The 11,662-nt window shown below is 71.7% G+C and carries 13 protein-coding genes; 2 read left to right on the plus strand and 11 right to left on the minus strand.

What is annotated here, in order from left to right:
• Positions 1–12: 12 nt before the first annotated feature.
• The 9 genes from ACLJRM_RS03250 to ACLJRM_RS03290 form a co-directional block, all read right to left on the minus strand.
• On the minus strand, positions 13–867 hold the full coding sequence (locus ACLJRM_RS03250) for a siderophore-interacting protein (protein ID WP_410662205.1): 855 nt from the start codon (positions 865–867) through the stop codon (positions 13–15).
• Complete coding sequence (locus ACLJRM_RS03255) at positions 864–1,097, minus strand: phosphopantetheine-binding protein (RefSeq protein WP_101608257.1); 234 nt, start codon at positions 1,095–1,097, stop codon at positions 864–866. Before ACLJRM_RS03255 ends, ACLJRM_RS03250 begins: the two co-directional genes overlap by 4 nt.
• Positions 1,094–1,768: an isochorismatase family protein gene (locus ACLJRM_RS03260; RefSeq protein ID WP_101608258.1), complete on the minus strand. Its 675-nt coding sequence runs from the start codon at positions 1,766–1,768 to the stop codon at positions 1,094–1,096. The genes ACLJRM_RS03255 and ACLJRM_RS03260 overlap by 4 nt, the downstream gene beginning before the upstream one ends.
• A complete protein-coding gene (locus tag ACLJRM_RS03265; protein WP_410662206.1) occupies positions 1,765–3,387 on the minus strand; it encodes a (2,3-dihydroxybenzoyl)adenylate synthase in 1,623 nt (540 codons plus the stop codon). The genes ACLJRM_RS03260 and ACLJRM_RS03265 overlap by 4 nt, the downstream gene beginning before the upstream one ends.
• Positions 3,384–4,580: an isochorismate synthase gene (locus tag ACLJRM_RS03270; protein WP_101608260.1), complete on the minus strand. Its 1,197-nt coding sequence runs from the start codon at positions 4,578–4,580 to the stop codon at positions 3,384–3,386. The genes ACLJRM_RS03265 and ACLJRM_RS03270 overlap by 4 nt, the downstream gene beginning before the upstream one ends.
• Before the next feature lie 101 nt (positions 4,581–4,681).
• Positions 4,682–5,431: a 2,3-dihydro-2,3-dihydroxybenzoate dehydrogenase gene (gene dhbA / locus ACLJRM_RS03275; protein ID WP_410662207.1), complete on the minus strand. Its 750-nt coding sequence runs from the start codon at positions 5,429–5,431 to the stop codon at positions 4,682–4,684.
• Positions 5,432–5,527: 96 nt separating this feature from the next.
• A complete protein-coding gene (locus tag ACLJRM_RS03280; protein ID WP_410662208.1) occupies positions 5,528–5,989 on the minus strand; it encodes a GerMN domain-containing protein in 462 nt (153 codons plus the stop codon).
• Positions 5,986–7,392: an ATP-binding protein gene (locus tag ACLJRM_RS03285; RefSeq protein WP_101608263.1), complete on the minus strand. Its 1,407-nt coding sequence runs from the start codon at positions 7,390–7,392 to the stop codon at positions 5,986–5,988. Before ACLJRM_RS03285 ends, ACLJRM_RS03280 begins: the two co-directional genes overlap by 4 nt.
• Entirely contained in the window at positions 7,389–8,123 is a 735-nt protein-coding gene (locus tag ACLJRM_RS03290) for a response regulator transcription factor (protein ID WP_101608264.1), read from the minus strand. The genes ACLJRM_RS03285 and ACLJRM_RS03290 overlap by 4 nt, the downstream gene beginning before the upstream one ends.
• A gap of 154 nt (positions 8,124–8,277) precedes the next feature.
• Between ACLJRM_RS03290 and ACLJRM_RS03295 the strand changes: the two genes are divergently transcribed.
• Positions 8,278–8,784 carry a M15 family metallopeptidase gene (locus tag ACLJRM_RS03295; RefSeq protein WP_101608265.1) on the plus strand — a complete coding sequence of 169 codons (507 nt, stop codon included), beginning with the start codon at positions 8,278–8,280 and terminating at the stop codon, positions 8,782–8,784.
• Here the strand turns inward: ACLJRM_RS03295 and ACLJRM_RS03300 are convergent.
• Positions 8,774–9,778 carry a saccharopine dehydrogenase family protein gene (locus ACLJRM_RS03300; protein WP_101608266.1) on the minus strand — a complete coding sequence of 335 codons (1,005 nt, stop codon included), beginning with the start codon at positions 9,776–9,778 and terminating at the stop codon, positions 8,774–8,776. The two genes, ACLJRM_RS03295 and ACLJRM_RS03300, sit on opposite strands and share 11 nt — an antisense overlap.
• A gap of 100 nt (positions 9,779–9,878) precedes the next feature.
• On the opposite strand from ACLJRM_RS03300, the gene ACLJRM_RS03305 reads away from it, so the two are divergent.
• Positions 9,879–10,838: a helix-turn-helix domain-containing protein gene (locus tag ACLJRM_RS03305; protein ID WP_410598644.1), complete on the plus strand. Its 960-nt coding sequence runs from the start codon at positions 9,879–9,881 to the stop codon at positions 10,836–10,838.
• Here ACLJRM_RS03305 and ACLJRM_RS03310 read toward each other — a convergent pair.
• The gene (locus ACLJRM_RS03310) at positions 10,819–11,640 is read right to left on the minus strand and encodes an SGNH/GDSL hydrolase family protein (RefSeq protein WP_410662209.1); all 822 of its coding nucleotides are present in this window, start codon (positions 11,638–11,640) and stop codon (positions 10,819–10,821) included. The two genes, ACLJRM_RS03305 and ACLJRM_RS03310, sit on opposite strands and share 20 nt — an antisense overlap.
• Positions 11,641–11,662 lie beyond the last annotated feature (22 nt).

Here is an 11,662-nt window from a genome sequence, read left to right on the forward strand (position 1 = left end):
TCTTGGTGGGGATCAGTGGTCGTGCTCGTCGTCGAAGTCCGCGACGCCGCGCTTCCAGTAGCCGGTCACGTCGTGGTCGTCCTTGCCGAGCCCGAGGTCGTTCTTGAGCCAGCGGCGCAGGGGCTTGAGCTGCCCGGCCTCCCCGGCGACCCAGGCGTAGAGCCGTTCACCGGCGGGGACTTCGATCGTCTGCACCGCGCGGGCGAGGACGTCGGAGTCACCCGCCGCGACGTCACCTCGATGCAGCCAGTGCACCTCGACGTCTTCGGGCGCGGACAGCTCGATCTCCTCGCTCGCGTCGGTGACCTCGATGAACGCCCAGCCCGCGGCGGTGCGGGGCAGCTCTTCGAGCCAGCGCGCGATCGCGGGCAGCGCGGTGATGTCCCCGGCGAGCAGGTAGCGGTCGTAGGTGTGCGGCACGATCAGCCCGCCGGGCGGACCGGCGACGTGCACCGGCGTTCCGGGGGTCACCTTCTCCGCCCATCCGGAACCGAGTCCGCCTTCGTGCAGCGCGACGTCGAGATCGAGTTCGCCGGTGGCCGGGTCGTAGCGGCGGACCGTGTACTCGCGCGACGTCGGCGACGGCTTCGGCCAGCGCAGCATGTCGCCGTCCTGCACCGGCAGCTTCGGCTCGGCGTCGAGCTCCGGGAACAGCAGCTTCACGTGCTCGTCGGGCGAATGCGCCTCGAACCCCGCCGTGCCGGACCCGCCGAGAGTGACGCGGAGCAGTCCGGAGCCGATCATCTCGGTGCGGACGACTTCGGCCTGCCGGACGCGGATCGGGTACGGCACCTTCTCCGCGTGCTGACCGGCGCGGACCTCGGCGATGCGTTCGAGGTGCCGGTGGCGGTGGTCGGCGCGGCTCACGCGGCGTTCCCGGTGAGGAGCTTCGTCCAGTGGCCGAGGTTCGGCTGCTCGGCAAGATCGGCGAACTCCAGGTTCTCCGCTCCCTCGGAGCGCCACTGCTCGACCAGGCCCATGATCCGCATCGAGTCGAGGCCGAGGTCGGTGAGATCGGTTTCGGGCTTCAGCTCGGCCACGTCGCAGCCGAGCAGTTCCGCGACGTCCGCGTGGATCTTTCCGGTGGTGAGGCTCATCGGGGTACTCCGGCGTGGATCGGGGCCATCGCGGCGAGCGCGGCGGCGGTGGTGGTCAGGGCGCCACAGCGCTGAGCGACGTACTCGCAGGCCTGGTCGTGGCGTTCCCGGGAGAAGTCCGCGACCGCGTCGCCGACCAGGAACGGCTGGATGTCACGCATGAAGGCCTCGACGGCGGTGGCCTGGCAGCCGATGTGCGCGTAGACGCCGGTGATCAGCAGCTGGTCCCGGCCGGCTTCGGCGAGCTGTTCGGTGAAGGTGCTGCGCTGGAACGCGCTGTAGCGCCACTTCGTCAGCACGATGTCCCCTGGCTGCGGGGCGAGTTCGTCCACGACGTCGGCGGCGGCGGGGTCCTCGTCGATGACCGCGCCGATGCCGTCGCCCCAGAACTCGGTGAGCAGGCCGCGGTCCTCGGCGGCCTGGTGGCCGGGCTGGGCGGTGTAGAACACCGGAACGCCCGCCGCCCGGGCTGCTTCGGTCAGCGCGGCGATGTTCGCGACCATCTCCGGCACCGGGGAGCCCTCGTACGGCGCGAGGAAGTACCGCTGCGCGTCGTGCACCAGCAGCGCGGCGCGGGCGGAGTCGGGTTTCCAGCCGACCCGCCCGGCGGGCAACTCGGCCTCCGTCGGCAACGAGTAGGACCGGATTTCGGGTAGTGACACGACTTTCATCCCTCCTTCGCCAGGGCGGCCAAGGCCGCCCGGAGCTCACGTTTGCTGGTCTTGCCGACGCCGGTCACCGGGAACTCCGGCACGACCTGGACCAGATCGGGCACCTTGAACGCCGCGACCCCGCGCTCGCGCACGAACCGCCGCAGTTCCGCCGCGGCGGGCTCGGCACCGGCCGCGGGGACGACGTAGGCGCAGGTGCGCTCGCCCAGATACGGGTCGGGCACCGCGACGACGGCGGCGTCGAGCACGCCGGGGTGGGCCATCAGGTGGTTCTCGACCTCTTCCGCGGCCACCTTCTCGCCGCCGCGGTTGATCTGTTCCTTGGCCCGGCCGACCACTTCGAGGTGTCCCGACGGGTGCTGCCGCACGAGGTCACCGGTGCGGTAGAAACCGTCCTCGGTGAAGGCGGTCTTGTTGTGCTCGGTGGCGCGGTAGTAGCCGCGGATCGTGTACGGCCCGCGGGTCAGCAGCGCGCCGATCTCCCCCGGCGCGACGACATCGTCCGAAGTGGACAGTGGGTCGTCCGGGTTCACCACCCGGATCTCGTCGTCCGGCGAGATCGGCCGCCCCTGCGTGGCGAGGACGTACTCGTCCGGGTCGTCGAGCCGGGTGTAGCAGACCAGTCCCTCGGCCATGCCGAACACCTGCTGGAGGCGGCAGCCCAGCGCGGGCCCGATCTTCTCGGCCAGTTCGCGGGCGCATTTGGCGCCGCCGACGAGCAGGACGTCCAAAGAGGACAGATCGCGGGTGGTCCTCGCGGCCGCTTGCGCCCACGCGGCGGCCAGCGGCGGTACGAGCCCGGTGATCGTCACGCCTTCGGCCTCGATCAGCCGGAAGGCGGTGTCGGCGTCCGGACGCGGCGCGAACACCGTGGCCGCGCCCGCGTGCAGCGCCCCGAGCAGGCCGGGTGAGCTGAGCGGGAAGTTGTGCGCGGCGGGCAAGGCGGCCAGGTACACGCTTTCCGGGCGCAGGCCGCAGATCCGGGCGCTTTCCCGGACGCTGTAGAGGTAGTCGTCGTGCGTGCGCGGGATCAGCTTGGGCAAACCGGTGCTGCCGCCGGACAGCTGCAGGAACGCGACCCCGGCGGGATCCGGATCCGGCAGCGCTCGCGGCGTGGTCGCTTCGAGCGTGGCGAACTCGTCCGTGCCGACGACGAAGACCTCCCGCACCGAAGGGATTTCTGCCGCGACCGAACGCGCCATGGCGGCGTGGTCGAACCGTTCGTGCTCGCCGACGGTCAGGATCGCCGCGGCTTCGCTCTGTTCGGCGAAGTGCCGCAGTTCGCTGGCCCGGTGCGCGGGCAGCGCGAACACCGGCAACGCTCCCGCCCGCCACAGCCCGAAGACGACGGACGCGAACTCCGGCACGTTCGGCAGCTGCACGACGACCCGGTCGCCCGCCTGGATCCCGGCACCGGCGAACCCCGCCGCGAGACGGTGCGCCCGCTCGTCGAGTTCGGCGAAGGTCCAGCGGGCGGTTTCGCCGATCACGGCGAGACGTTCGGCGTACGCCTCGGCGAGGCCGGTGAGCAGCTTGCCGAAGGTCTGGCCGCGCCAGTGGCCCGAGGCCCGGTAGCGCGCGGCGGTCTCGGGCGGCCAGGGCACGTGGTCGGGGTTCACGCCGCTCCCTCCAGGCCGAGCGCCCGAAGCAGGGTGCCGAACTTCGCGCCGGTCTCGGCGAGTTCGGCCTCCGGGTCCGAGCCCGCCACCACACCCGCTCCGGCGAACAGCCGCACGGTCCGGTCACGGACCTCGGCGCAGCGGATGGTGACGACCCATTCACCGTCACCGTCCTGATCGGTCCAGCCGACGAGCCCCGCGTAGTAGCCGCGATCCTCGGGTTCGAGCGCGGCGATGGTGTCGCGGGCGAGGCCGGTCGGGACGCCGCAGACGGCGGGCGTCGGATGCAGGGCTTCGGCCAGCGCGAGGGCGGACGAACCGGCGTCGCCCGCGTCGGCGAGCCGTCCGCTGATCCTGGTCGAGAGGTGCCACATCGTGGGAGTGCCGATCACCTCGGGTTCGGCGGGGACGTCGAGGTCGACGCAGAACCGGCCCAGCACCTCGGCCACCTGCGCCGCGACGTGGGCGTGTTCGGCACGATCCTTTTCGGACGCCAGCAGATCGGCGATCCGCCGGGCGTTCTCGGCCTCGTCGGCGACCCGCGGCCGCGATCCGGCCAGCGGGTTGGCGGTCACGATCCGCCCGCGGCGGGAGACCAGCAGTTCCGGGCTCGCGCCGATCAGGGTGCGCGGCGCGGGATCCCCGGGCGCGCTGACGTCGACGGCGAAGGCGTGGGCCGTCGGGTCTGCGTGGACGAGACGGGCCAGCAGCCGCGGCACGGCGATGGGGTCGCCACCGGTGACGTCGAGGCAGCGGGCCAGCACGATCTTGCGCAGGTCACCGTCGCGGATCTCGTCCAGCGCCTTCGCCACGGCGGTGGTGTAGACCTCAGGCGCGGGCCGGGGAGACACCGACCAGCTCCCGCCACCGAGCGGAGCCACCGGCCTGCCCGCCCCCGGTGCGCCGGCCCGGCGCACCACCGCGGGCACCACCAAGCTGCTCGGGGCATCCGGCCGGAAGCCGATCGCTCCCGCCACCACGGGCTCGGTCACGCCCGCCACGAGGGCGGCGTCGAGGACCTCGGCGGCGGCACGGGCACGCCTGCCCGGCGCCGCGTGGACCGGGGAGTACACCCCGTCGGCGAGCAGCGATCCTCGAGCGGACGAGAAGTAGAACGATCCGGGCAGGTACGCCGCCAGCAGATCGGCCGCCTGGTGGACCGGCCTTGGTCGGGCCGGTGCAGGTGAGGACACGACAGGATTCCCTTTCGCAAATACCACTGATCAGGCAGGTAATATTCGGTTAGCCTAACCTAATCACACCACTCCGAGAAGTCTTCGTTGCGTCATCGAGATCACGCCCGGAGCGTGGCGCCGCCGTCGACGTAGAGGTTCTGCATCGTGATGTGCCGCGCTCGATCAGAGGCCAGAAACAGGACGGCGTCGGCGATATCGGCGGGTTCGGCTATCCGGCCCAGCGGTATGCCGACGCGGTATTGCTCCGGATTTCCCGCGATGACACGGTCCGCGCCGTTTTCGTCCGTCCACAGTAGACGCTGCATCTCGGTGTCGGTCGAACCGGGCGAGACGATGTTGCAGCGGATGCCGGAACCGGCGAGTTCGAGGCCGAGACAGCGGGTCAGCATCGTCGCGGCGGCCTTCGAAGCGGCGTAGGCGGCCATCCCGGTCCTCGGGACACCCGCGGCGTTCGACCCGACCGTCACCAGCACCCCGCTCCGGCGGGGCAGCATCCGGCGGGAGATCTCGCGGAGCACGGTGAAGACGCCGGTGGAGTTGACCGCGAAGGTCGCCGCCCAGTCCTCGTCGCTCGTCTCGCAGACGGACCCCGGCTTCAGCACACCCGCGACGGACGCCCCGATCCCGATCGGCCCGAGTTCGCGTTCGACCTCGCCGACCACTCGCGCCACAGCCGCGGGGTCGCCGACGTCCGCGACGAACGAGGTCACCCCGGTCCGGGACGGCCCTTCCGTCAGGTCCACCGCCGCCACGATCGCACCCGCTTCGGCGAGCCCGTCCACGACGGCCGCCCCGATTCCGCGCGCGCCTCCGGTGACGAGCGCGACCTTGCCCTCGATCCCTTCCACGCCACAACCACCCCACGTCCCATTGCTTAGCCTTGCCTAAGCTAGCTGGCGAATCCGGACAAAGCGAGGGAACGACACCGGTGATTCGGGCCACTCCTAACCCGGCAGCGGGCAGGACAGCGGCCCGCGTTGTGTTCCTCCGCCCCGCAAGGTGATCTGCGCGGCTCCGCCGAGCGAGTCCCTGGCGGTGCAAACGATCTGGTCGACGGCCCTCGCCGACAGCCCGGCGACGTCGACCGAAAGGGTCAGCGTCACCCCGTTCGGTCCCGCCGTCTGGTCGAGAACAACGGTGCCCGGCGGGACTTCGCTGGTGTAGCGCTGTTCCCGCTCGCTCTCGTCCGGTCCGGCGGCGAGCAGGTCGACGGGGCTGGCCGGGGGCAGTTCCCCGGCGATCGGGCGCAGCACCCTGGCAGGCTGCCCGCCGGACACGAAGTAGAGCACCGCGCCGTTGGCCGGGCCCACCGGCGCGGGCGCGCCGGGGATCACGCCACTGGGCCGGACGCCGCAACCGGTGACCACCGACACGATCAGGAGCAGGACGAACCAGGTCTTCCTCACGCCGTCACCACCTGACGGGGCAGACGCAGCGTGAACACCGCGCCACCGTCCACGCCGTTCTCGGCGATCAAGGTCCCCTTGTGCAGACGGGCGTTCTCCCAGGCGATCGCGAGGCCGAGCCCGCTCCCGCCGGAACGCGCCCTGGCCGAATCCGCCTTGTAGAACCGGTCGAACACGTGCGGCAGCACCTCCGGCGCGAGCCCCGGCCCGCGGTCCGCGACCTCCAGCGTGATCCACTCCCCCGCTTCGGAAAGCCGGAGCGAAACGGGCTTTTCCCCGTGCCGCAACGCGTTCCCGACCAGATTCGCCACGATGACGTCCACCCGCCGCGGATCCAGCCCGGCGAAGATCCCGGCGGGCAGGTCGCCCTCCACTTCGGCGGTCCAGCCGCGGATGCGCAGGCTCGCCGCGACCACTTCGGCGACGTCGACCTCCTCGGGCGCGAGGGCCGCGGCCTTGGCGTCGAACCGGGACACCTCGATGAGGTCGTTCACCAGCCGGGTCAAGTGGTGCGTCTCGTCGATGCTCAGCCGCGCCGCACGGCCGGCGTCGCCCGGCAGTTGTGACGCTTCCTGCTCCAGCACGTCCGCGACCGCGGTCATCGCGGCCAGCGGAGTGCGCAGTTCGTGCGAGACGTCCGCGACGAACCGCCGCGCGTCGGCCTCCATCCGTTCCAGCTCACCGACGTGACGTTCCAGTGCTTCGGCCGTCTCGTTGAACGTGCGCGCGACTCCGGCCAGTTCGTCCGAGCCGCGGACGCTGATCCGCGCCCGCAGGTCACCCGAACCCAGCCGGTGGGCCGCTTCGCCCAGTTCCCGCACCGGCCGCAGGACGCCGCGGGCGGCCAGCAGCGCCAGACCGATGGCGAAGACCAGCGCCGCCCCGCCGATCAGCCAGGCACGGGTGGCGAGTTCGGCGATGCTCTCTTCCTCCGAAGCCATGCTGCGTGCGATGTAGGCCTCGATACCCGAAGCCTGCCGCTTCCCGCCCGGAAGCTCGACGGTGAACCTGGTGCCCACCACCAGCATCGGGACACCCTTGGTGACGACACGTTGCCACGCGACATTTCCCGACCCGACCTCTTCGCGAAGCTCGGGCGAGATCAGCGATCGGAGCTGCTCGTTCCCGCTCGACTGGTCCTCGTACAGGACCAGGGAACTCAGGTCACGGTCGGACAGCTCGCCGCTGATCCGGTCCAGCGTCCCGCCCGCCGGCGGCAGCGGGCCGAGCGGGTACAGCGCGGTGGCCTTGTCGACCAGGACGCGGGCGGTGGCGTCCTGCGCCTGCTGGAGGATCACCGTGCGGGACTGGACATAGGCACCACCGGCGACCGTCGCCGCGGTGATCACGACCAGCAGGCTGAACGCCAGCAACAGCCGGGTACGCAGACCCCAAAGCTTCACAGTGGCCCGAACCGGTAGCCGAACCCGCGGACCGTCTGCACGAACACCGGCGCGGAAGAGTCGTCCTCGATCTTCGCACGCAGCCGTTGCACACAGGCGTCGACGACCCGGGAGTCACCGAAATAGCCGTGCTCCCACACGTTTTCCAGCAGGTACTGGCGGCTGAGCACCCGGCCGGGCACCTGGGTGAGTTCCAGCAGCAGCCGCAGTTCGGTCGGGGCGAGGGCGACGGGCTTGCCGCCCTTGGTCACCGTCAGCGCGGCGCGGTCGACGCCGAGGTCGCCGTGCTGTTCGATCTCGGGCTGCGCGGGCACGGAGGGCGGCGTCTGCCCGCTGCGGCGCAGCACCGCGCGGATCCGCGCCTCGAGTACCTGCGCCCTGGCGGGTTTGACCACGTAATCGTCCGCGCCGGCGGCGAGCCCGGCCACCACGTCGATGTCCTCGTTGCGCGCGGTGAGCATGATGATCGGCAGATCACCCGTGGCCCGGATGCGGCGGCAGACCTCGAAGCCGTCCAGTCCCGGCAGCATCAGGTCCAGCACGACGATGTCCGGCGGCCTCGACGCGAGCCGCGCGAGACCTTCCTCTCCGGTGGCCACCGCGTCGACCGCGTGACCCCGTCCGCCCAACGCCATGCTCAACCCCTCACGCACGGCTTGGTCGTCCTCGATGAGCAGCACCCTGGGCATGCCGACGACTATCGCAGCGCCGGACGGAATCCGCTCGTCCATGACACGCCATGGTGCCCGCCCGGCTTCCACGGAGCGTCCGCGGAATGTCTTCGTTCTGTCACAGCGTGGTCCGTGCGGAACGGTGACATTTTCGTCGGCGTCCGCGCACGCCGTCGCGATCGGCCTCGGACAAGCGCCGTCGACTGTGGACGGTATGAAGGAATTCGTTCTCGCGGTGATCACCCGCGTCCTCGCGGTCTTGCTGCTGATCCCGGCGTGGCTGCGCTCCCCCGGCCACGCCAAGCGGCTCGCCTGCGGATGGGCGCTGTCGCTGCGGTTCCCCGCCGAAGACCTGGCCGGGCTCACCGGCGGAACCCTCGCCGCGTTCACCGCAGCCAGGACCGAAGCCTTCTGGCGGCACCGGACGCTGCTCGGCCTCACATCGGGTCACCGCGATGCCGCCGAGCAGCATCGCCTGTTCCTCGACGAGGCCAGGCGGGACGGGAAACGCGTCCTGCCGCCGCAGGATTCGGCGCACGTCCGGGGTACCGCGCTGGACGTCCGGCCGCGTGAAGGCGCGCAGTGGCTGGAAGACCACGGCGCCCGCTTCGCGCTCTACCGGATCTACGACAACGAGTGGTGGCATTTCGAGCACCGGCCCGGGGAAGCCCCGCCCGCCCGGCTGCCGTATCCCGGCTGGCAGGTGGGAGTCACGCGGTGACGGTCACCCGGGGAGCCAGCGCCGCCAGGAAGTCCGCCGCGTCGAAGACCTCTCCCGCCGAGACGACGCCGGTCGCCTTGGTCCGCCCGTCGAGCACCCGCTGCACCGCCTCCACCACCAGCGGCGCGGTGATCGCGTAGATGTCCTGGCCCTGGGCGACGATCCGCCGTTCCGCACCACCGGACCGCACGACGACGTCGACCACGAACGTCTGCGCGGACGGGCCGTCCGCCGCGGGCGCCGGGGTCTCGGGCGTCATCACCTCACTGGCCGCGTTCACCGTCATGTACGTGGTCACTTCGGGGATGGCGAGGTGGCTCGGGACGGTGACGACGTCGGCCATCGTGAACTCGCCGAGCACGGCGCGGGTCCCGAGCGGCGCGGGGAAATCCCAGTCCAGGGCGGGCAGCGCGTCGTCACGGTGTTCGATCCGGCCGCCGGAGAAGCGGATCCGCCGACCGTTGCGGCGCTCCCGCGAGACCTTGCCCGCCGCGCGGGTCCCCTCCGTCGGATGCCAGCTGCTCAGCGCGTAGGCGATGTGCGCTTCGTCGGCCGACGTCCAGTCGCCCATCGCGGCGGTGACCAGCAGGTCGCCGAGCCCGCCGAAGAACGCCATCGCCGGGATCACCGTCGCCCCCTCGGCCCGGTCGCCGAACTTCGCGAAGGTGTCGATGTTCGCTTCGAGCTCCGCGGCCACGTCCAGGTACGGGACGCCCGCCCGCAGCGCCGCTTCGATCACCGGAGCGGCGGTGTCGGCGAACGGCCCGGCGGCGTTGATCACCGCGTCCGCGTCCTCGAAGGCACGGTCGAGCGAAGCCGGGTCGTAGACCGAGGCCTGCCGGATCTCCAGGTCCGGCCAAGGAAGGCCGCGCAGTTTCGCTTCGTCGCGGCCGACCGCCAGCACCCCGAAGCCCCGCTCGCGCAGCTCCGCCACCACGAACCGGCCGGTGTGCCCGTAGGCCCCGAACACCGCGACGTCATACCCCGTACCCATGGGTTTCTCCTGCCCTCGGCTGATCCACTGTGGACCATCCTGCCGACGGGAACCGCCCGTCGACAGTGTCCGGAACGCCATCATGCGTACACTTTCGGACATGAGCACGGTCGCCCTCGCCGCCACCGACGGCATGCTGCAGTTCGAGCTCGCCATCGCCCAGGAGGTCTTCGGTTCGGGCCTGCCGGGCTACGACGGCTCCTGGTACGAGCTCACCGTCTGCGGTCCGGCCCCGGTGAAGGTCGGCCGGTTCCTCCTCGAACCGGATCACGGCCTCGACAGGCTCGTGAGCGCCGACACCGTCATCGTTCCCGGTTGGGCCGACATCGACGTCGACCCGCCCGCCGACCTCGTCGACGCCGTCCGAGCCGCCCACGAAGCGGGCGCACGGGTGGCGTCCCTCTGCACCGGTGCCTTCGTCCTGGCGGCCGCCGGTCTCCTCGACGGCCGCCGCGCGACGACGCACTGGGCGCACACCGACGTCCTCGCCGCCCGCCATCCGCTGGTGGAGGTCGATCCGGACGTCCTCTACGTCGACAACGGCAGCGTGCTGACCTCGGCGGGCAAGGCCGCGGCGATGGACCTGTGCCTGCATCTGGTCCGCTCCGACCACGGTTCGGCGGTCGCGAACACCGTCGCCCGCCGCCTGGTCGTCCCACCGCACCGCGCGGGCGGGCAGGCCCAGTTCGTCACCGCCCCGGTTCCCGAGCAGGACGACCATCCGCTCGGCGGCCTGCTGCCCTGGGTGACCGAACGGCTGGACCGGCCGCTGACCGTCGAAGACCTCGCCCGGCACGCCAACATGAGTTCCCGCAACCTCGCGCGGCACTTCCGGTCGGCGACCGGGACGACCCCGTTGCGCTGGCTGCTGATCCAGCGCATCCGCCGCGCGCAGGAACTCCTGGAGCGGACCGACGACAGCGTCGACCTCATCGCGGAGGCCACCGGGATGGGCACAGCCACGACACTCCGACGGCATTTCAACCGGACCGTCGGAGTGCCGCCGGACAGCTACCGCCGCACCTTCCGGGCTCAGGCGGCTAGCGGAGCCGTGCGGTGATCAGGTCCGCGACGGCCACCATCCCGGCCTCGTTCGGGTGGTAGGGAACGCGTCCCGGTGCGGTCGCGTACCGCTCCATCCAGGGAGTCGCGGCGCAGCCGTCGTGGTGCGCGCTCGCGGCGGCCGCCGGGACCAGGGTGGCCCGCTCGGTGCGCGCCGCCCGCCGGGTCGCCGCCGCGAGCCTGTCCGCGACCTCGCGTTCGAAGACCAGTTGTGCCGGGGTGAGCGGCACTCCGTCGCAGGCGGGAGGGGTGCGCGGCACGATCGTCAGGTAGTCGACGACCAGCACCCGGGCCCGCGGCGCGCGCTGGTGGACCGCGGCGACGACGGCGCCGATCTTCTCGTGCACCGTGGCGAGCGCCGCGCGGACGGCGTCCTGGTCGACCTGGCCGCAGTTCGCGCCGCCGGTGTTCTGGCAGGCGTAGGTGAACAGGCTGCCGACGTAGCCGACGTCGTTGCCGCCGATGGTGACCGTCACGAGCCGGGTGTCCGGTGTGACGGCCTCGATCTGCGGCGGCTGGCCAGCCTGCCCGGCGGTGAGGATGTTCGCGGTGGTCGCGCCGCTGCAGGTGACGTCGGTGAGGGCGAATCCGCGCTCCTCGGCCACGAGACTCGCGTAGTTCTTCGTCGACCGTCCGCACGCCGTCGGCGTCCCCGGCCGCTGCGGCGGGATTCCCGGCCCCGCCGCGAAAGAACTGCCCATCGCGACATAGCGGGCGGCGCCGGCGGCTTGGGCGGGTGGAGCGATCAGGAGGGCGAGCGCGACCGCGGTGAGCACCGCGACGGGTATCCGCTTGAACATTCCGAACCCCTTGTCTCACGAA

The organism is Amycolatopsis sp. lyj-84, from assembly GCF_046549075.1.
Lineage (GTDB): Bacteria > Actinomycetota > Actinomycetes > Mycobacteriales > Pseudonocardiaceae > Amycolatopsis.

What these genes read in the sequence shown, in the direction of transcription:
- ACLJRM_RS03300 (WP_101608266.1), bottom strand. Translation starts at nt 9,778, where the DNA reads ATGGGTACGGGGTATGACGTCGCGGTGTTCGGGGCCTACGGGCACACC.
- ACLJRM_RS03310 (WP_410662209.1), bottom strand. Translation starts at nt 11,640, where the DNA reads ATGTTCAAGCGGATACCCGTCGCGGTGCTCACCGCGGTCGCGCTCGCC.
- ACLJRM_RS03290 (WP_101608264.1), bottom strand. Translation starts at nt 8,123, where the DNA reads ATGGACGAGCGGATTCCGTCCGGCGCTGCGATAGTCGTCGGCATGCCC.
- ACLJRM_RS03260 (WP_101608258.1), bottom strand. Translation starts at nt 1,768, where the DNA reads ATGAAAGTCGTGTCACTACCCGAAATCCGGTCCTACTCGTTGCCGACG.
- ACLJRM_RS03255 (WP_101608257.1), bottom strand. Translation starts at nt 1,097, where the DNA reads ATGAGCCTCACCACCGGAAAGATCCACGCGGACGTCGCGGAACTGCTC.
- ACLJRM_RS03295 (WP_101608265.1), top strand. Translation starts at nt 8,278, where the DNA reads ATGAAGGAATTCGTTCTCGCGGTGATCACCCGCGTCCTCGCGGTCTTG.
- ACLJRM_RS03305 (WP_410598644.1), top strand. Translation starts at nt 9,879, where the DNA reads ATGAGCACGGTCGCCCTCGCCGCCACCGACGGCATGCTGCAGTTCGAG.